The organism is Pontibacter sp. CAU 1760, from assembly GCF_054482735.1.
This window is the reverse complement of the sequence record NZ_JBTLRL010000001.1, coordinates 537,862-559,183: the sequence shown is the minus strand read 5'-3', so window position 1 is coordinate 559,183 and position 21,322 is coordinate 537,862. Positions and strand designations below refer to the sequence as shown.

General features: G+C 53.8%; 8 protein-coding genes. 3 read left to right on the top strand and 5 right to left on the bottom strand.

What is annotated here, in order from left to right; translation table 11 throughout:
- Positions 1 to 425: 425 nt before the first annotated feature.
- The 3 genes from ACXYMU_RS02425 to ACXYMU_RS02415 all read left to right on the top strand — a co-directional run bounded on the left by ACXYMU_RS02425 (position 426) and on the right by ACXYMU_RS02415 (position 10,019).
- Positions 426 to 3,947, top strand: coding sequence for a VCBS repeat-containing protein (locus ACXYMU_RS02425; protein ID WP_458984749.1), 3,522 nt, complete (start codon positions 426 to 428; stop codon positions 3,945 to 3,947).
- A 205-nt stretch (positions 3,948 to 4,152) separates the two neighbouring features.
- A complete protein-coding gene (locus tag ACXYMU_RS02420; protein WP_458984748.1) occupies positions 4,153 to 7,698 on the top strand; it encodes a VCBS repeat-containing protein in 3,546 nt (1,181 codons plus the stop codon).
- Positions 7,699 to 7,724: 26 nt separating this feature from the next.
- Positions 7,725 to 10,019 carry a CRTAC1 family protein gene (locus ACXYMU_RS02415; protein WP_458984747.1) on the top strand — a complete coding sequence of 765 codons (2,295 nt, stop codon included), beginning with the start codon at positions 7,725 to 7,727 and terminating at the stop codon, positions 10,017 to 10,019.
- 6 nt (positions 10,020 to 10,025) lie between these two features.
- On the opposite strand, the gene ACXYMU_RS02410 is transcribed toward ACXYMU_RS02415, so the two are convergent.
- The 5 genes from ACXYMU_RS02410 to ACXYMU_RS02390 form a co-directional block, all read right to left on the bottom strand.
- Complete coding sequence (locus ACXYMU_RS02410; RefSeq protein WP_458984746.1) at positions 10,026 to 13,622, bottom strand: VCBS repeat-containing protein; 3,597 nt, start codon at positions 13,620 to 13,622, stop codon at positions 10,026 to 10,028.
- A 237-nt stretch (positions 13,623 to 13,859) separates the two neighbouring features.
- Complete coding sequence (locus tag ACXYMU_RS02405) at positions 13,860 to 14,423, bottom strand: hypothetical protein (protein ID WP_458984745.1); 564 nt, start codon at positions 14,421 to 14,423, stop codon at positions 13,860 to 13,862.
- Between the two features lie 112 nt (positions 14,424 to 14,535).
- Positions 14,536 to 16,131, bottom strand: coding sequence for a RagB/SusD family nutrient uptake outer membrane protein (locus tag ACXYMU_RS02400; RefSeq protein ID WP_458984744.1), 1,596 nt, complete (start codon positions 16,129 to 16,131; stop codon positions 14,536 to 14,538).
- A gap of 24 nt (positions 16,132 to 16,155) precedes the next feature.
- Entirely contained in the window at positions 16,156 to 19,293 is a 3,138-nt protein-coding gene (locus tag ACXYMU_RS02395) for a SusC/RagA family TonB-linked outer membrane protein (protein ID WP_458984743.1), read from the bottom strand.
- A 454-nt stretch (positions 19,294 to 19,747) separates the two neighbouring features.
- The gene (locus ACXYMU_RS02390; protein WP_458984742.1) at positions 19,748 to 21,322 is read right to left on the bottom strand and encodes an FG-GAP repeat domain-containing protein; all 1,575 of its coding nucleotides are present in this window, start codon (positions 21,320 to 21,322) and stop codon (positions 19,748 to 19,750) included.

Genomic DNA, 21,322 nt, shown 5'->3' with positions numbered 1-21,322 from the left:
AACATCTTTAAAACCCTCTCTCCTCTTAGAAAACATGCTTAAATGCATTCCGCGTGTAAGCGTCTGAACATGCACTTTGCCTACCAGGAATATTCATCTCCAATTTTATTCTGTAAAAACAGAAAAATAAGTTAGCCAAAGAATAGGTCGCCTGGTTCTTGGGTTACACTTCTTGCAGCACGCGAGTGGATGTACATGGCTTCGCAAATCAGAATTAAAGATTTATCTTACGCAACTCAACATCGCTCCTTCGGAAATTCTTCAGAAATGAGCTAACTTATAATTTTTATTGCTTTGAACTTTAGGGAATTCTTTTTACTTAAATTTAAAGTGTTTAACGCTGAGGCTTGTTGCAGCTTTGCAACAACTTAATCTAATTGAATACAATGGTTTTTGGCAACACATCCCGCTTACGCCCATTTTTTATGCCTAATCTGAAGCACTTATTTTTTTCCGTAACAGGTGCTGTCTTGTTGTTGGGTGGCTGTAACCAAAAGCAGGAGCCAACCCTCTTTCAGTTGCTCTCGGCAGACGAAACCGGCATTACCTTCAGCAACACCCTGCCTGAGAACGACACACTCAACGCCATTGAGTACGACTATCTTTACAACGGGGCGGGCGTGGCCATCGGCGACATCGACAACGACGGCTTGCAGGACATCTTCTTTGGTGGCAACGAGGTATCGAGCAGACTATACCTGAACAAAGGCAATCTTCAGTTCGAGGACATCACCGAAAAAGCAGGCGTGGCAACAGACCGCTGGGTGACAGGCGTGTCGATGGTAGATGTAAACAGCGACGGCCATACGGATATTTATGTGTGCGTGGCTGGCCCCAAGAAAACCGCTGCCAAGCCCAACATGCTTTTCGTTAACAACGGCGACGGCACCTTCACCGAGTCGGCACAGGCCTACGGGCTGGCTGACACCGGGTATAGCACCCAGGCGGCTTTTCTGGATTATGACAAAGACGGGGACCTGGACATGTACCTGCTCACCAACGCCCTGGAGAACTTTCCGCGCAACAACTCCCGCATGAAAAAGTTGAAGGGCCAGGCCAAGAGCACCGACCGCCTGTACCGCAACAACGGCGACAACACGTTTACAGACGTGTCGAAGGAGGCGGGCATCCTCATTGAGGGGTATGGCTTAGGCGTGGGCATTGCTGACATCAACAACGACGGGTGGCCGGACATCTACGCTGCCAACGATTTCATTACAAACGACATTTTATACATCAGCAACGGCGATGGCACCTTCACGAACCGCGCGGAGCAGTACCTGAAGCACCAAAGCTGGAATGCCATGGGCACCGACATCGCCGACTTCAACAACGACGGCTTGCTGGACATCGTGACGGTGGACATGATGCCGCCTGATAACCAGCGGGAGAAAACCATGATCGCGGCAGGCAACTACGACCGCTTCCGGCATAACCTTACGCTGGGCTACCAGCCGCAGTACATCCGCAACACGCTGCAGCTCAACAACGGTAACGGCACCTTCAGCGAGGTGGGGCAGCTGGCAGGCATACACCGCACCGACTGGAGCTGGGCCCCGCTCTTTGCCGACTTCGACAACGACGGCCAACGCGACCTGCTCATCACAAACGGCTACCGCAAGGACGTCACCAACCTGGATTTCATCATCTACCAGCGCCAGGAGGCACAGTTCGGGGACAAGGCGCACCAGTCCAAAATAATGGCCAAGACCATCAAGGAACTGGCTGGCGTGAAGGTGCACAACTACATTTACCAGAACACAGGCAACCTCACCTTTGCCGATAAGTCGGCGGAATGGGGCCTGGATGCTCCCTCCTACACCAACGGCACCGCCTTCGCTGACCTGGATAACGACGGCGACCTGGACCTGGTAATGAACAACATCGACCAGCCTGCCTTTATTTACCGGAACACCGCCAGCCAGTTACCTGGCCGCCACTACCTGCGCATAAAACTGGAGGGCGATACAAAGAATAAAGCCGGGCTGGGGGCAAAACTGACATTACAACATGGCGGGCAGCAGCTTTTCCACGACCACTCTACTTACAGGGGGTATAAATCGACGGTGGAGAACGTGGTGCACTTTGGCTTGGGCAACTCCACGCAGGCAGATACGCTGAAGGTGGTATGGCCCGATGGCCGGCAACAGATACTCCCGAACATCAAAGCAGACCAGGTGCTAACCGTGCGCTACGCCAACGCGACTCTGCCAACGCCGGCTGAAGCCCAACCAATACTCGCCACTATGTTCCAGGAGCAGGACAGCATGGCTACAGGCATCGGGTACCGGCACATCGAAAAAGACTTCGTGGACTTTAAGCTGCAGCCCCTGCTGATGCAGAAATACTCGCAGGGCGGTCCGGGCATTGCCGTAGGCGACGTGAACGGCGACGGGCTGGAGGACTTTTACGTGGGCGGGTCTTCGGATGCCCCCGGCAAGCTATACCTGCAACAGGCAGGCGGCAGGTTCCGGGAAAGCCCCTGGCACGATGGCACCAAGCACGGTGACGACATGGGCAGCCTGCTGTTCGATGCGGACGGCGACGGTGACCTGGACCTGTACGTGGTGAGCGGCGGCAGCGAGTTTAAAGCAGGCGATGCCGCTTATCAGGACCGCCTGTACCGCAACGACGGCAAGGGCAACTTTACCCTGGACACCCAGGCGCTACCCGACACGAAGGCCAGCGGTTCGGCTGTAGTGGCGGCAGATTACGACCAGGACGGCGACCTGGACCTGTTTGTGGGTGGGCGCGTGGTGCCACAGCGCTACCCATTGCCTGCCAAAAGCTATATCCTGCAAAACAACGGCGGCCGGTTTACGGATGTGACGGCTAAAGTTTGCCCGGCCCTGGCCGAGATAGGCTTGGTGACCGCCGCCCTCTGGACCGATGCCGACCAGGATGGAAAGATAGACCTGCTGGTAGCCGCTGAGTGGATGCCCGTGACGTGGTTGAGGAACGAGAACGGAAAATTCGTGGACCGCACCGCCGCTTCCGGCCTGCAAGGTGCCGTTGGCTGGTGGAACAGCCTGGCCGCCGGAGACTTCGATCAGGACGGAGACATGGACTATATTGCGGGCAACTTCGGTTTGAACTCGGATTATAAAGCCTCTCCCAAAGAGCCTATCACCATCACCGCGAAAGATTTTGACGGCAATGGCAGCATCGACCCGGTGCTGGGCCACTACCTGCTCGGGCAAAATTACCCGGTCCATCCCCGTGATGCGCTATCAGACCAGATAGTGTCGATGCGCCGCCGGTTCAAGAGTTTTGCCGAGTATGCCAGCACTGGGTATGATAAACTGTTTACAGAAGAAGAACTGGCAGGTGCCTACGTGGCCAAGGCCAACCACCTCCAAAGCAGCTATATCGAGAACCTGGGCAAGGGTAAGTTCAGGATCCAAGCGCTGCCCGTGCAGGCGCAGGTGGCCCCAGTTTACGGCATCACAGTCAACGACTACAACCACGACGGTAACCTGGACCTGCTGTTGACCGGCAATAACTACGGCACCGAAATACAGACGGGCTGGTACGACGCATCGATCGGTCTATCCCTACAGGGCGACGGAAAAGGCAATTTCATACCTGTGCCGGTAACACAAAGCGGCTTTTTCGTGGACACGGATGCCAAAGGACTTGCTGAAATTACCTTGGCGGATGGCAGCATTCTGGTGCTTTCGGCAGCCAACCAAGGTCCTTTGCGCACCTTCCGGCATACTGCCCCGCAGCAGGCCCTCGCGCTAAAAACTAAGGACGCCTGGGCAGTCATTACCCTGAAAGATGGCAGAAAAAAGCGACAGGAGTTTTACTACGGCTCGGGCTATTTGTCGCAGTCTGGCAGAACGCTGCTTATACCCGAAGGCGCACAATCGGTGATAATCTACGACTTTTCGGGCAAGGCCAGAGCCGTTTCTCTGCCTAAGGAGCAATTAAGTAGGGTGCCCTGACCAAAGCGCGGGCTTTTATGCTTTTCAAAGGCAGGTATGCCGCAAAGCGCTTGGCATATTGCCTTTGAAAAAATTACTTATACCACAGGCATCCATAGTTAAATTAAATACCAGCATCCTGAAATCAGGCAAAAAGAAAACACAACGTACGCCTTCCTTCACAGGCCTGCTGCCGGGCTTACCCGCCCTGATCAATACATAAACCATGCACGCACCAACCCAACTACCTATACCCTTCACCTATCTGCTGGCGGCCCTGCTGTCGCTGGCAGGCTGCAGCGACCAGAAAGAGCAAGACAGGCAACAGCAGCAACCGATAGCAGAAGCTCCGCCCACGCTGTTTGATAACCTCCCAGCCTCAGAAACAGGTATAGATTTCGAGAATACGCTCACCGAGACACCGACGCTGAATGTGCTGGAGTTTGAGTACTTCTACAACGGCGGTGGCGTGGCGGTGGCCGACTTCAATAACGACAGCCTCCCAGACATCTTCTTTGCCGGCAACATGGTGCCCAGCAGGTTATACCTCAACAAAGGGGATTTAAAGTTTGAGGACATCACGGTGAAGGCGGGCATCCAAACTGCGGGGCGCTGGGCAAGCGGTGTGGCCGTGGCTGACATAAACAACGACGGCTTCCAGGATATTTACGTGAGCGTAACGGGCAAGGCAGCCCCTGATAAGCGCTGGAACCTGCTTTATATTAACAACCAGGACAATACCTTTACCGAAGCCGCCGCACAGTACGGCCTGGCCGACGAAAGCTACTCTACCCACGCCGCCTTCTTCGACTATGACCGCGACGGCGACCTGGACCTTTACCTCCTGAACCATACCCTGGAGGAGAAAAACCCCAACCTGCTGCGCCCGCAACTGCGCGACGGCTCCAACAAAAATACCGACAGGCTATACCGCAACAACGGCAACGGCTCTTTTACCGATGTCTCGAAACAGGCGGGTATCCTGGTGGAGGGGCATGGCCTGGGCCTGAACATCGCGGACATTAACAACGATGGCTGGCCGGATGTATACGTCTCCAACGACTACCTCTCCAACGACATCTTATACCTCAACAATGGCAACGGCACCTTCACCGACAGAGCTGCCGACTACTTCAAGCACCAGAGCCAGTCGGCGATGGGCAACGATGTGGCCGATTTTAACAACGACGGTCTGCCGGACATCATTACTGTGGACATGCTGCCGGAAGACAATCTGCGGAGCAAGCTCATGTTTGCCGGAACGAACTACGACCGATTCCGGGGTGAGTTGATGAATGGCTATACCCCGCAGTACATGCGCAACACGCTGCAACTCAACAACGGCAACGGCACCTTCAGCGAGGTGGGGCAGCTGGCCGGCGTGCAAAGTACTGACTGGAGCTGGAGCCCGCTGCTGGCCGATTTCGATAACGACGGCTACAAAGACCTGCACATCACCAATGGCTTCCCCAAAGACATCACCAACCGCGACTTTATCATGTACCGCATGCAGGGCCTCAACAGTAATGTGCCCATGCCAGTGCTGAACAAGCAGCTGATGGAGGTGATCAACAAACTGCCCAACGCCAAGAAACCCAACTACATCTACCGTAACAACGGCGACCTCACGTTTAGCAATCAGACGAAAGCATGGGGCCTGGCCATACCCTCTTTCTCCAACGGGGCTGCCTACGCCGACCTGGACAATGACGGCGACCTGGACCTGGTGACCAACAACATCAACGCCAAGGCTTTTGTATACCGCAACAACGCCGAAAAGCAGCTGGGGCACCATTACCTGCGGATAAAGCTGCAAGGCAGCAAGACCAACCGGGCGGGCTACGGAGCAAAGGTCCGCTTATACCAGCAAGGCAACGTGCAGTATCAGGAACTGACGCCCTACCGTGGCTTTATGTCGACGGTGGAGCCTTTGCTGCATTTTGGGCTGGGCCAGCAGGCTGTAGTGGACACTGTGGAGATAACCTGGCCGGATGGCCGGGTGCAACGCCGCACGAACGTTAAAGCTGACCAGGTGATCACGTTGTCTCACCAGGAGGCGGTTGCCGAAAAGCAGCTTTCCAACGCCTCCGGGCCACCCTTATTCCAGCCTGCCAACGCAAAACACAAGATCAGTTATACCCACCGCGAGGAACCTTACGTCGACTTTAAGATTCAGCCGCTGCTGCCCCACAAGTACTCGCAGAACGGGCCGGGCGTGGCGGTGGGCGACGTGAACGGCGACGGGCTGGAAGACTTTTACGTGGGGGGAGCCTTCAAATACCCGGGGCAGGTGTTCCTGCAAGCCAGAAACGGCACTTTCTCCGGCAGGCCCATCACCACCCAAACCAAGTACGAGGAAGACATGGGCAGCCTGCTCTTCGACGCGGACGGCGACGGCGACCTGGACCTGTACGTGGTGAGCGGTGGCAGCGAGTTCCCGGCTAAGTCGCCTTATTACCAGGACAAGCTGTACCGCAACGACGGCAAGGGCAACTTTACCCTGGATGCCCAGGCGCTACCGACCACCACCTCCAGCGGCTCATTTGTAACTGCTGCCGACTTTGACGGGGACGGTGACCTGGATCTGTTTGTGGGCGGAAGAATGCAACCGCAGCACTACCCCGCCCCAGCCGAAAGCTATATCTTAATCAACGAGGGTGGCAGGTTCCGCAACGCGACCAACCAGGTATGCCCGGCGCTTCAGAACCTCGGGATGCTAACCGCCGCCCTCTGGACCGATTTCGACAACGACCATGCCGTTGACCTGATTGTGGCGGGAGAAGGTATACCTTTGACTTTCTTCAAAAACAACAACGGCAAACTCCAGAACGTGACCGCCGCTACCGGGCTTCCCAACACGAGCGGGTGGTGGAACAGCCTGGCAGCAGGGGACTTCGATAACGACGGGGACATCGACTATGTGGCCGGCAACCTCGGCTTGAACACCAAACTCAAGGCCACAGAGACTGAGCCGGTAATCGTATACGCCGCCGACTATGACCGCAATGGCAGCATAGACCCGATCCTGGCTTATTATGTAATGGGCAAGCAGGTTCCGGTACGCCCCCGAGACGACGTATTTGACCAGATGGTGTCGATGCGCAGGCGCTTTACCAGCTACGACAGCTATGCCCGCGCTTCGATGCAGGAGGTGCTGACACCGGCTGAAATGCAGCAGTCCTACGTGCTCAAAAGTGTGCACATGCAAAGCAGCTATATCGAGAACCTGGGCAAGGGGAAGTTCAGGATCCATGCGCTGCCGGTGCAGGCGCAGGTGGCCCCGGTTTACGGCATTACGGTGAATGACTACAGTGGCGACGGCAACCTGGACCTGCTGTTGACAGGCAACTCACAGGCACCCGAAGTGCTAAACGGAGCCTACGACGCTTTTACGGGGCTATACCTAAAGGGCAACGGCAAAGGAGGCTTTACGCCGACCACCTTGCAGCAAAGCGGTTTTGTGGTGGATGGCGATGCAAAAGGGCTGGCGGAATTATCGCTTGCTACTGGCCAGCCGCTAGTATTGGCTGCCCAAAACAACGGCTCACTGTTAGCTTATACCACAGGCAAAGCCGGTAAAGAAAAAGTGTGGCAACCCGCCCCCACCGACACGCGCGCGGAAATAACGCTCGCCAGTGGCCGCAAACTAGTGAAAGAGCTCTATTACGGCTCCGGTTACCTGTCGCAGTCCACCCGCACTGTCCGCATCCCGCAGGATGCGGCATCAGTAGTGGTGTTTGACTACAGCGGCAAGAGCAGAAAAATACAGTAAACCCATTTCCAGAAAACAAGAACGCTATGCTTCGCCATCGTCCGCTATACCTCCGATACCTCACCGGCACTACCTTCCTGCTGACCTTTTTGTTGGCTTCCTGCACCAACCGCGAGCAACCACAAGAGGGGCACGCAGACATGGTAGCACTCCTGGAGCAGGTGGCGGAACAGTTTTATATACCCGACAACCGGTTTGCCAACCACGCCCGCGCCAGCCACTTCGATGCCCTGGCAAAGAAAGCCAGTGGCCGGCGTAAGTTTGACTTTGAGTATCAGCAAGCAACTGAACTGCTGCGTGCCGGAAAATCGGAGGGAGCCGCACAATTACTGGAGCAACTGCACCGCCAGCTGCCCCAAATCGCTTCCAGCATCACGCCAAAAGACCACGACCTGGCCGACCGGCTACAGGCAGACATCGCACTGGCTTACCTGCGGATGGGCGAGCAGCAAAACTGCCTGCTCAACCATACATCCGCCTCGTGCCTCTACCCTATCGCCGGGCCGGGCGTGCACCAACTGCCCCAGGGCTCCCGCACCGCCATCAAGCACTATACTGCGCTCCTGAATCGCAACCCCGATGCGCTGCACTACCGCTGGCTCCTGAACATTGCCTACATGACCCTTGGGGAATACCCGGACAAGGTGCCAGCGAAATGGCTAATCCCGACGACGGAGCAGGCAGCACCCGGCATCGCCCCGTTTGAAGAGATTGCCGGTAGCCTGGGCGTGGATGTGGATGACATTTCCGGTGGTGTGATCATTGAGGATTTTGACAACGACGGATTCCTGGACATTCTAGCCTCTTCCTATGGGCTCCGCGACCAGATTCACTACTTCCGCAACCAAGGCGACGGCACCTTCGCGGACCATACCGAAAAGGCTGGCCTCAAGGGCATCACCAACAGCCTGAACATGGTGCAGGCCGACTACAATAACGATGGCTTTCTGGATGTGTTGGTGCTGCGAGGGGCGTGGTTCGAGCAACAGGGCAAACAGCCCAACTCCCTGCTGCGCAACAACGGCAACGGCACTTTCACGGACGTGACTGTAGAGAGCGGCTTGCTTTCATATTATCCTACCCAAACCGCTACCTGGGCTGACTTTAACAACGATGGCTGGCTGGACCTTTTTATTGGAAACGAAACCGCCGACCGCTTCAGCCCGAACCCCTGCGAGCTTTTTATCAACCACAGGGGCGTTTTCCGGAACATAGCGCGTGAGGCAGGCGTGGCCCTGACAAAGTACGTGAAGGGCGTTACCTCAGGCGATTACGACAACGATGGCTGGCAAGATTTATACATCTCAACGCTTTATGGCCAGAACTACCTGTTCCGAAACCTGGGCATGGGCCGGAATGAGCAGCTTCGGTTTGAGGATGCGACAGAGAAAGCCGGGATGCAAAAGCCTATGCTGTCGTTCCCGACCTGGTTTTTTGACTATGACAACGATGGCTGGCTGGATATTTTTGTCTCTGGCTTTAAGTTTAGTGTGGAGCCCGGCGTGGCCTATAATGTGGCCGCTGAGCAGCTGGGCCTGCCGCACGATGCCGAACCAGCCCGGCTTTACCATAACAACCACGATGGCACCTTTACGGATGTGGCCGGAGAGATGGGCATCGGCAAAGCCCTGTATACCATGGGCAGCAACTTTCTGGATGTTGACAACGACGGTTGGCTGGATATGTACCTCGGAACCGGCGACCCCAGCTTTGAATCCATTATCCCGAACAAACTTTACCGCAACAAGGCGGGCAAAGGCTTTCAGGACGTCACTACGGCTGCCAGAGTGGGGCACCTGCAAAAAGGCCATGCCGTGGCTGCCGGCGATCTGGACAATGACGGGGACCAGGACATTTATACTGTGATGGGTGGCGCTTATGAAGGCGACAACTACCGCAACGCCTTATTCCGTAACACACACCAGCAAAGCGATGCACCACACAACAACTGGATTTCGATCAGGCTGCAAGGCACCAAAGGTAACAAATCCGCAATCGGTAGCCGCCTGAAGATCACATTTACCGACCAGGGCCAGCGCCGGACCGTGTACCGGGATGTCAACTCCGGGGGCAGCTTTGGCGCCTCTACCCTGCGTGCTGAGATTGGGCTTGGCCGGGCTCGGATGATCGAGCGATTGGAAGTAACCTGGTCTGGCTCTAACCGCACCTACGCCTATCAGAACATCGCCGTTAATCAGTTTATCCAGCTAACGGAAGGCGAGCGCACGGTCAAAAAACTACCGCTCCGGGAGCTGCAGCTGCAAAATAAGCCTGCCATTCATCAGCAGCACCACGCACGCCTTTCAGACATGCACAAGTAACAGGCACTATTGCTTCCGGTTTGTGGCAAGGCTGGCAGTGTTACCGATGGCTGCCGGGCGGCTTTTCCCGTTGCGGTCTGTTAACTGCACGGCCTGCACATTTGCCGGCACCCACAGCGTCCGGGAAGATTGCGACAAATACCCTGAGCCGTAGTAAAACTCCTGTTTCCGTTGTTTGCTGTTTGGCAGCGTGATGGTGGCGTAGGCGTCGGTCGGTTCTATATTGATGGGACGTAGCGCTGCATTTTGCTTAGGGGTATAAACCCGTAAGCTGTCGTTGTGGGATGCCACCAATACCAGCGGTTTGCCATTGGCTCCCTTCAGTTCTGCCATACCTTTAGCATCTGAATCTACTAAAAAGCCGCTTTGGGCCGGGCGCACAGGGATAAACTGCCCTTTGCCATTGCCTTGCAGGTATAGCCCCGTAAAGGCATCATACCTGCCCACCACTACCTCCGTCGCGTAGGAATTTCCCGTCAACAGCAGGTCCAGGTTGCCATCGCCATTGTAGTCGTTCACCGTGATGCCGTAAACCGGGGCCACCTGCGCCTGCATGGGCAGCGCATGAATCTTGAACTTCCCCTTACCCAGGTTCTCGATATAGCTGCTCCGGAAGTTCTCGCTTTTTGCGACGTAGGCATCTTTCAGCCGCTCCTCGGTAAAAATCTCCTCAAACGATTTGCTGGCATAGGCTTCGTAGGTACTGAACTCCCGGCGCATGCCCACCATCTGGTCCGTCAGGTTATCGCGGCCGTGCGCCAGCTGCTTTTTGCCTTGTATGTAATGCGTTATGAGGGCATCGGTGGTGCCGGTTTTATCAAAATCCTTGGCGTAGACCTGTACCGGCTGCTGCACAGATGCTTTGTATCTGGAGTTGAGCCCCAGGTTGCCCGCCACATAGTCGATGTCTCCGTCGTTATCAAAGTCGCCGGCGGCCAGGCTGTTCCACCAGCCATTAGTGTTGGCCAGCCCGGTAGTGGCGGTTACATTTGTCAGCTTGCCGTTGTTGTTTCTGAAGAAGGTCAATGGCATCCACTCGCCTACCACTATCAGGTCCAGGGTAGCATCGTTGTCGAAATCGGTCCAGAGGGCGGCGGTTACCATCCCCAGTTCCGTCAAGTCCGGGCAAACCGTTATGGTCACATCCGTAAACCGGCCGCCGTTGTTCTGCAGGATGTAGCTTTTAGCAGGCAGCGGGAAAGCCCGTGGCTGCACGCGCCCGCCCACAAACAGGTCCAGGTCACCGTCCTGGTCAAAATCGGCAGCAGTTACAGTCGAACCGCTCGCCTTCGTGTCGGGTAGCGCCTGGGCATCCAGCGTAAAGTTGCCCTTGCCGTCGTTGCGGTACAGGCGGTCCTGGTAGGCTTTGTCACCGGTGGTATACTCGCTGCCGCCGCTCACCACGTACAGGTCCAGGTCGCCGTCGCCGTCCGCATCGAAGAGCAGGCTACCCATGTCTTCCGGCAGCTGCGTGGCTGCGGCTAGTTCCTGTGCGCTGAAAGTCCCATCCTGCCGTTGCAGAAACAGCATACCCGCATAACCGGCACTGCCGCCCACATAAAAGTCCTCCAGCCCGTCGCCGTTCACGTCGCCTACCGCCACACCTGGCCCGTTCTGCGAGTACTTGTGGGGCAGCAGCGGTTGCAGCTTGAAATCCACATACTCACGGCTTTGGTCTTTGTAGGTAAGGCCCAGCGCCACTGTCACTTCTTTGAAATGCGTTAGCATTGGCTGAGATTGCGGGAGGCTGCCTGAAGGCAAGTTGGCCTGGGTATAACGCACCGTCAGCACCTGGTTGGCTTGCACGTTTTTGAGTTGCTGCTGCCTGCCGTCTGGCCAGGTAACCAGCACTTCCGCTACCTGCGCCACAGGCCCTAAGCCAAAATGCAAGGTATTTTCTACTGTTGATTGAAAACCCCGAAAAGGGTACTGCTCTGCCACTTGCGTCTGGCCTTTGTACCGCAAGGCCACGCGTGCGCCAATACCAGTTTTGTTTTGGGCAGGCCCCTCCAGCTTTACCCGCAGGTAATTGGCATGGTTTGCCTTGGATTCATTTTTGTCACTGTTTTCCCGCTTTTCCGTCACCATGTTCTGGTAGAGGTAGGGCTCCTCGTCCACGTTGCTGATCACCAGGTCCAGGTCACCGTCATTGTCCAGGTCGGCGTAAGCGGCCCCGCTTGAGAAAGACTCCTTGCCCAGACCCCAGTTTTCGGAGGCATCGGCAAAGGTCAGGTCGCCGTTGTTGCGGAACAGGAAGTTGTGCTTTTTCACGCCCTCCATGGTCTCGGCCACTTTCAGCAGGTGGTTGCCGGTGCCTGCGTCCCCGAACATCGACCTGACCTGTGCCATGTAATAGGTGGCAAAGTCGAGGTGCGTGATGTCTTTGCGGATGCCGTTGGTGATGAGCAGGTCGCGGTGGCCGTCGTTGTCGAAGTCGGCAAAGAGCGGGGCCCAGCTCCAGTCAGTATAATGGATGCCGGCCAACTGGCTTATCTCGCTGAAGGTGCCGTTGCCGTTGTTGAGCTGCAGGTTGTTGCGCACGTACTGCGGCATATACCCCCGCTGCAGCGCCATCTGGAAGCCATCGTAGTTCTTCACGCCGTTCATCAGCTTTTGCCGCCGACTGTCATCGGGCATCATGTCCACGGTGACGATGTCCAGCAACCCGTCGTTGTTGAAGTCGGCAATGTCGGTGCCCATCGAGAAATGGCTGGTATGCTTCAGGTAATAGCGGATGCTCTCCGTAAAGGTGCCATCCTGGTTGTTGATGTACAGCAGGTCATCGTACAGGAAGTCGTTGGCGACATAGATGTCCGGCCAGCCGTCCTGGTTCATATCCCCGATGCCCACCCCCAGGCCATACCCCTCTTTGGTGATGCCTGCTGCCTCGGTTACGTTGGTAAACGTGTTGTTCCCGTTGTTGCGGTACAGGCGATCGATGCTTTCGGCATTTGCGCTACTTGTCTGCAGCGAGATTACGTTGGGGTTCGTGCTGGCCCGATCCACGGTTGCCAGGTATACATCCAGGTCACCGTCGCGGTCATAGTCAAAGAACGTGGCCTGCGAGGTATAACCGGTATCCGCCAGCCCGTACTGCGCCGCAACTTCCTCAAAAGAGGGCTCCCCGGCGGCATTCATCCCCTTGTTCACAAACAACAGGTTTTTGCGCCGCTCCGGGTCTTTGTACCCCGACATGCTCACGTAGATATCCAACAGGCCATCGTTGTTGATATCAACCATGGCGGCCCCTGTGGCCCAGTGCTGCGTGGTTACCCCTGCCTGCTTTGTCACATCCTCAAACTCCAGCTTGCCTTTGTTGAGGTATAATTTGCTGGATACCATGTTGCCGGTAAAGAAGATGTCTGGGAGGCCATCGTTGTTTACATCGCCCACAGCCACGCCGCCGCCGTTGTAGAAGTAATCGAAGTTAAGTAGGTTCAGGGAATCGTTGGAGGCAACGCTGTTCAGAAAATTGATCCCGGTTTTGTCTGCCGGGAGCAGCCGGAACATGGTGTCCTGCTCATTACAGCCCAACAGGCTTGCAGCTATTGCAATGCAGAAAAGCACTCTGGCCAAAACAATCGATTTAAGGGTATGCCACATAGGGAAAGATAAACAAAGGAGGTATAAAATGCAGCTTTCGGGAATTTAACTTGCCAGCGCCAGGGACCATTTATATCGCATCAAAAAAGGTATGAGGATGCTAGTTAGTCCTGGACCATGATGGCTTAAAGCTGTGGTTCGGATTACAGCAGCATATTTCAAGGACAAGCATTGATCACGCTTTCCCGCGTTCCACCATTGAGAAACATCAGCCGCTTCACGTCGCCAAGCTCTGCCTCAGAAAGCGACATTTTGGATGGCGCCCGCCACCACGGTATAGGTAGTTTGGCCGCTGGCTGCCATACTAAACGAGAAGTCGCCGGACACGCTGCTATTGGCTACATCATACTCTGAAATGCGCAAATTGCCATTTGTGATGCCGCTCCCGTAGTTTTGCACGGCCGTGTTGATGGCACCTGCCGACAAGCCGTTAAGATAATATGCCCGGGCACCGTCACTGCTTCCCGCGCTCCGGATCTTGTAAGTTCCTACTTTATCAGCGCTGAGCTTCACCTTGAGCAGAATGGCCGTTGTGTCTGCCCCCTGCACCTGCACCCCAACGATGGTAAGGGTGTCGCCAGCTCCGGCAAAAGCACTTGCCCCATCGGTTATGGTACGCGTGCCCAGCTTAAAGCTCCCTTTTGTGGAAGCCCAGTCTGTGCCGTTCACTACCGCTGTTATCCTGCTCTCCTCCTTGCCTGCCGGCGTGGGCTCATTGTCGTCGCCGCCACAGCTCCAGAGCAACAGCAGGCCAACGAAGGCCAGGGCATGTATAAAATTGCTTTGTTTTCTTTTTTCCATCTAACTTCTAGTCTATCAACTCCCTAAAATAAGAAAAAGGATCACGAGATGCGATCCTTTTTCCTTTTTAAACATGTATGGCAATTGTTGCCATGGCTATTGGCTTCCTGGCTTAGAACCCAGGGTTCTGGTCACCTTGCATAGCCGGGTTACGGTCTATCTCCGCTTGCGGTATCGGGAACAGCTCGTTTTTACCTACCTGGAATGGTCGGCCCATTGCATTCAGCACATCAGAGGCACGGCATGTACGCACCAGGTCAAAGAAACGGTGGCCCTCAAAGGCAAGTTCCTTACGACGCTCCGAGATGATGATGTCACGAAGCTGTGCCTGGCTCACGCCTGACGCAATAGGCAGCGGGCACGTGGCCCCCGCCATACTCTCGCGGGCACGCTTCCTTACCTTGTTCAATGACTCCAGTGCCTCGGCCGTTCTACCCAGCTCGTTCAGGGCTTCAGCGTTCCAAAGGAGCACATCGGCGTAACGGATCAACGTAATGTTGAGTGGTGAGTTTGCGGCACCCGTCAGTTGCGTTTCCGGGATCAGGAACTTCTGAATGCTATACCCAGAACGCGACCAAGTGGCATCATAAGTCAATCCATTGATCTTATCACCCGGCTCCAGAATAGAGTACTCCAGGCGTGGATCACAAGGCTCAAATGCCTCGTAAATGTTGTTCACCTTGATTTTAGGGTTACCACCGTAGTTGTTTGGCGTGTTAGGCCCAAGAGGTGTACTGAATCCCCAGCCAGAGATATCTGAGGTACGAGGAGAGAGCCACTGGTTTAGTGCAAGGCCGTCGTTGTCGTTGTTCCAACCACCTGTGCCGCCTACACCTTGTACCGAGAAAATGTGCTCGGGTCCGTTCTCACCTTCCAGCAAAAACATACCTTCAAAATCCTCTACCAGTCTGTAGTTACCTGAGTTGATGATGCTGTTTGTCAGGTCTACTACTTCTTGGTACTGGTCTGTGGTAGCCCAAGGCGTGCTAGAGCATCCTTCAGGCGTAGACTGCCAAAGGTTAGCCTTGGCCAGGAGAGCCTGTGCTGCTCCTTTTGTTGCTCTACCCACGTTTGCTCCAGTATAAGATTCCGGGAGCGACTCAATGGCATCTCTCAAATCCTGCTCAATCACATCCCAGTTTTCAGCAATAGAGGCCGGGCGTGGCACAAACACTTCGTCAGGGTTAAGCACTTTGGTGATAATAGGAACACGACCGAAAGCCTTCACCAGGGTAAAGTAATAATGTGCTCTCAGGAACTTGGCTTCGCCTAGGATTCTGGCCTTAAGCGTTTCATCCATGTCGATTGGCGGCACACGCTCTAGCACCAGGTTAGTACGATAGACCCCATCATACAATTGGCTCCAGAAGTCCATCAACAGCGGCGCACCAGCATTCTGCGTAAAGTTCTGGAACTGCAGGATCTCACTGTAATCCTGATCGTCAGTACTTCCCTTGTCTGTATCACCACCTACTACGTCACCGAATATCCAATCCATACGAGAGTGAACATCCCACTGCAAAGGGTCATAAGCGGCGTTTACCGCTGCTACTGCATCTTCAGCCGAAGTGTAGAAGTTTCCGGTTGTCAGGTTTGAAAGCGGCTTTCTATCCAGAAAATCATCTTCACACGCCTGCAGCGCCACACCACCTGCTAGTAGCCCTCCAGCTACAAGAGACAAGTAGACCGTTCTTTTAATATTTATCATGGTTTGTTTGAGTTAATACATTAATTAAATACCGATGTTCACACCGAACAGGAATGTTCTGGACTGCGGATAAACTCCACGGTCAACACCTATTTCCAACACACTGTTGCTGTTACCGTTGATGAATCTGGAAGAACCGATTTCCGGGTCAAATCCATCGTCATAACGCATCCAGGTAACTAAGTTAGCGCCGCTCACATACACTCTCAGGCGCTCTATTTTAGCTCTCTGAGAAATAGCTGCCGGCACATTGTAACCTATCTGCAGGTTCTTCAACCTTACAAAAGAGCCATCTCTTATCCATCTGTCTGAATCTGGTCTCTGGTTCAGGTTCGGGTCTCCTGCTATCAGTCTTGGGAACTCAGCGTTCGGGTTTTCTGGTGTCCAGGTATTGCCTATGATCGCACTGAACTTGTTACCTGGGTCTGGTGAATAACCAAAAGGAGCAATAGCCGTGAAGATATCGTTGCCAAAGCTACTGTTGAACAGGAAGTTCATATCGAAGTTCTTAAACGTGAACTCACCTGTCAGACCTGCAGTAAAGTCAGGCAGCGGGTTACCGATAAATGTTCTGTCGCCACCGTCAATCTGTCCATTTTCGTTGTTGTCCACGAAAATAATATCTCCTAGACCGGCGTTTGGCTGAATTAATTTAACACGATCTAATTCTTCCTGTGTTCTGATGATTCCGGCCGTCTGGAAGCCATAGAACTGTGCAATTGGCATACCTTCCTGCGTACGGCTAAAAGCTTCGTTCAATATCAGCCCCTTCAGATCCAGCACCTCATTGTCAACAGTTGTTAGGTTCAGGCCGAAACCGTACCCGAAAGCATTCTCCATGTTACGGTAGCCCAGAGCAAACTCAAAGCCTTTGTTGCGGATTTTACCTGCGTTGGTGAAGGCAGCAGAAGGACCGGTACTCTCCGGAATAGGAAGCTGCAACAGCAGGTCTTTCGTGGTCTTTACAAAGTAGTCTGCCGAGAAAGTCAGCCTGTTGTTCAGGAAGCCTGACTCGATACCGAAGTTAAGCTGCTCGGTAGTCTCCCACTTAATGTCTGGGTTAACCTGTACAGGCTGAAAGAAGCCTGGAACCTGAATCTGGTCAGAACCAAATGCGTATCTACCGTTTCCGGCAATTACACCATAGGTTGGGTAGTTACTACCAATGTTCTGGTTACCGGTCTCACCCCAGCTGGCGCGCAGCTTCAGGTTGCTCACAAAGTTCACGCTGTTTCTGAAGAAATCTTCCTCTGAAACTCTCCAACCAACGGAGGCCGATGGGAACACACCGTAGCGGTTATTGGCAAACTTCGAAGAACCATCTCGTCTGATGGAGGCCGTTAACAGGTACTTCCCGTTGTAGCCATAGTTCACCCGTGCCAGCTGAGAATAAATTGCCGATTCGGATGCACCACCACTCACGAAGTAGTCTCTTGTTGCCTGATCAAGGAACTGGATATCTGCGTTCTTCAGGAATCCACCCCCTCTGGCAAAACTATTCTGAAAATAGTTGTCCTGTGCTTCCACACCTGCGAGCAGGTCTAGATCATGCAGGCCAAAAGACTTGTTGTACATGAACAGGTTCGTCCACTGCCACGCTCTGTTTGTGCCGTTGTTAACCGCGAGCGAATTGGCCGTATTAATCCTGTTACCTATTGCATAAGCAGGGTCAAAGTTATGGTTGCGGAAGTAGTTGAAGTCCAGGTTGAAGCTTGAACGGAATTTCAGCGCTTCAACAATCTCCACTTCGCCATAAACTGAGCCCAATACGCGGTAGCTTCTGTCAGTGTTGAAAGACTCCAGCGCTAACCACACCGGGTTCTCTGATTCCCCTTCGAAGTTACCTGTAGGGCCGGCAAATGAGCCATCCGCATTGCGTACAGGAACAACTGGTAGCTGACGTACACCACGCTCAAGTACACCGGTGTTCAGACCAACGTTGTTTGGAATCAAAGACTCCTGTGTCGTACTTAACTGCAGGGTATTGCCAACTTTTACTCTGGACCCGATTTTATGGTCTGTGTTTAAACGGAAGGTATAGCGCTCAAAGTCAGACCCGATCACGATACCATCCTGCTGGAAGTAACCCGCGGATACGTAGAGTTGAGAGTTTTCGCTACCCCCTGACCATCCAATTTGGTAGTTAGAGATAGGAGCCGTTCTGAACAATTCATCCTGATAGTCTGTGCCTTCACCCAACGACTGTGGGTTTGCCCAGGCTGGGTTAGTTGGGATGCCTGCAGCCTGTCTGGCCATATTGTCTAAAGCGGCATACTCTGCTGCATTAGTCATATCCAGTGTTCTCCAGGCAGTCTGCACCCCTGTATAAGCAGAAAATGTAAGTTCACCAGCTCCCGCTTTACCTTTCTTGGTTGTAACCACAACCACACCGTTTGCTGCTCTTGAACCATAAATGGCCGTAGCAGAGGCATCTTTCAGGATTTCGATAGAGGCGATGTCATTACTGTTCAGGTAGTTGATATTTCCCTCTACCTGCACCCCATCCACCACATACAGTGGGTTGTTGTTACCGATAGTACCGGCTCCACGGATACGGATACTTGATCCGGCACCCGGTGCACCCGAGTTAGCAGTTACCTGCACACCAGGCGTCTGGCCCTGAAGGGCCTGGGCCACCGATGGCGTTGGTATTCTTTCCAGCGCCTCACCCTGCACTGAGGAAATGGCGCCCGTCACGTCAGATTTTTCCTGGGTACCGTAGCCTACTACCACTACCTCTTCCAGCGCTTTGGTGTCTGTTGCCAGCGTCACGTTTACGGTAGAGCGGTTGTTTACCGCCACTTCCTGCGTTTTATAGCCGATAAAGGAAATAACCAGCGTGCTGTTTCCGCTAGGCACGTTCAGGCGGTAATTACCATTCATATCGGTGGCAGTACCGGTTGTGGTTCCTTTTACTACTACCGTTGCGCCGGGTACTCCCTGCCCATCGGAGCCTATTACGCGTCCGCTTACCTCCGTGGTCTGCACAATTAAGCTGCTGCCAGGGTTAGCCATGTTAGGGTTCCAGTGGTCTGCTGCCTGCACTGCCCCTTGCGACAGACAAGCAGCCGCCAGCAATAAGGCTAGCGTTCTTTTCTGAGGCAAGTTTTTTCTATGGCATTGCTGCAAGAGCGTCCACGAACTTATGTATCTCTGTTTCATATTGTGTGGTTTGTAATTAGATTTTCTAATAGTATGCGTATGAACGTTAGTATGTAATCAATTACCGTAATAGATGCATCTTTACCTGTCAAGCCTGCTCTTCATCTGCCCACCACCGCTTTTCCAGTCATAAAGTTATGCTAACGTTGGCATTAACCAAATATTAACTACATTTTTTATTAAGCGTCGGCTATACAAAAAGGAAGGAATTTGACCACTCAGTCACCATTCAAGAACTAATTTGGAAATATTTTTCTTAAAAAGCCAGTAAAAAGATATCATTTATGTATCCAAAAACACCTGTAAGCCTTCTGCTTATTACTACTTATTAATAAAAAAGATACATTTATTGAAATATAGATAAATGAATACTTTAATAAGTGAGTTTAAACGCCAAAAATGGGGCCTCCGGGCAATCCGGTTATACATGCCAGGCGGCTCGGACCACAGAAAACTATTTGAGCTGGTTGTTCAGGATCAGTAAACTCGGTCCTTCTTTCCGCCATTTCTGCTGTTGAGCGGGCGGTGCAGGGGTATAGGTAAAGGAGCCCAGGATAATGTCCAGGTCCTTGTCCTGGTCATAGTCTGCTGCCTCCAACGTGAGCCAGTGCCCAACCTGCGACTGTGCGAAAGTACTGGCTGAGAAGGTAAGGCCTTTCTCCTGCTGCAGGTATACGAACCCTCTCTCTGGCCCATTTTTGAAGTCCGGGAAGAAGGCGATGGCAGCCAGGTCCAAGTCGCCGTCCTGGTCAAAGTCGCGGGCAAGCACTTTAGAGGCGCCAGGCATCGGGTATAAGTAGGCCTCCTTAAAATTCTGTTTCCCATCGTTCAGGTAAATGTGGATGCCGTGGTAAGGCTTCAGGACAGGCGAATGATCGGCGTTGTCGCCGGTGGTGAGCACGATATCCGGAAAACCGTCCTGGTTAAAGTCAGCCAGCTCGAAGTAACTCAGGCCATACACTGGCGGAAACTGCAACAGGTTACGCTCTTGGAAGCGCCCCTTGCCCCGGTTGTAAAATACTTTGATGGCCTCGGTGCCCTGTGCAAAAAGCACCACCAAATCGTCGAGCCCGTCTTTGTCTAAGTCGGTTACCTCTACTTTGCGAGCCCCTGGCAGTGCTTTCAGGATGCGCGGCTCATACCTACCCTTGCCCAGGTTACGGTACCATACCAACGTACCAATATTGTTACCATAGTTGCAGACGACAATGTCCTCAAACTGATCCTTGTCCAGATCGGCGTGCACCATGTCCACCGGGCGGCGCAGGCCATTCAGCAATACTTTGTGCTGATTTCGAGGAGTTGCGTCTAACTCCACTAATTGCCCCTTTTGCAAATCGGAAGGGTCCATTACGCCAATGGTTAGCACATGGATGGAAGTTTGATGCTGCATCACATCTACGGGTGCGGAAGGCAGTTGCAGGGAATCTTTTACCTGTAACTGCGCATCGAGCCTGTAGAGCCAATTCCGAAGATCGCCCACCCAAAGTTCTTTTTTGCCGGGTTCATATTGTACTAAAGTTGTAAGGGCTGGTTTCCCTTTATTCAGCGAGGGGATGATTACGGAGAAACGAGTTAGGTCAGGTGCGAGGGGCTGGCTGGGGGGTATGGACAGTTGCTCCGGTGCATGTGCCAGGTAATAAGCCTCGATCTTCTCAAAGTCCTTCGCGGTAATCAGCGGCTGCTCTGGGAATACACCTGCTGTTAGCAGTGCTGTCACATCCTCGGCAGGTCTGTTGAGGTATACGCTTTCCCCGGTTCTGTTCAGGCCCAGGCGCAAAGCCATCTGGGGCAACACTCCCTTCTGCCATGTTTCCTTATCGAGTAGGCTCGGGTCCGGAAAAGCATGGCAGGCCCTGCAGTAAGCCTGCGCTAATTGCAGGCCTGTTAGGTTATGGGTAGCAGTTGTATCAGGCAGCGCGGCTGGTTGCACACTTACCCGCTCATTGGCCAGTTGTTGTTTCCGAGCCTTATCGGAACACCCCCAAGACACTAGCAACAGGGCAACAATTAATATACTAAGGCGCAT

Coding starts and splice junctions, on each gene's coding strand:
- ACXYMU_RS02415 (WP_458984747.1), top strand. CDS start 7,725: ATGCTTCGCCATCGTCCGCTATACCTCCGATACCTCACCGGCACTACC.
- ACXYMU_RS02390 (WP_458984742.1), bottom strand. CDS start 21,322: ATGCGCCTTAGTATATTAATTGTTGCCCTGTTGCTAGTGTCTTGGGGG.
- ACXYMU_RS02395 (WP_458984743.1), bottom strand. CDS start 19,293: ATGAAACAGAGATACATAAGTTCGTGGACGCTCTTGCAGCAATGCCAT.
- ACXYMU_RS02425 (WP_458984749.1), top strand. CDS start 426: ATGCCTAATCTGAAGCACTTATTTTTTTCCGTAACAGGTGCTGTCTTG.
- ACXYMU_RS02400 (WP_458984744.1), bottom strand. CDS start 16,131: ATGATAAATATTAAAAGAACGGTCTACTTGTCTCTTGTAGCTGGAGGG.
- ACXYMU_RS02410 (WP_458984746.1), bottom strand. CDS start 13,622: ATGTGGCATACCCTTAAATCGATTGTTTTGGCCAGAGTGCTTTTCTGC.
- ACXYMU_RS02405 (WP_458984745.1), bottom strand. CDS start 14,423: ATGGAAAAAAGAAAACAAAGCAATTTTATACATGCCCTGGCCTTCGTT.
- ACXYMU_RS02420 (WP_458984748.1), top strand. CDS start 4,153: ATGCACGCACCAACCCAACTACCTATACCCTTCACCTATCTGCTGGCG.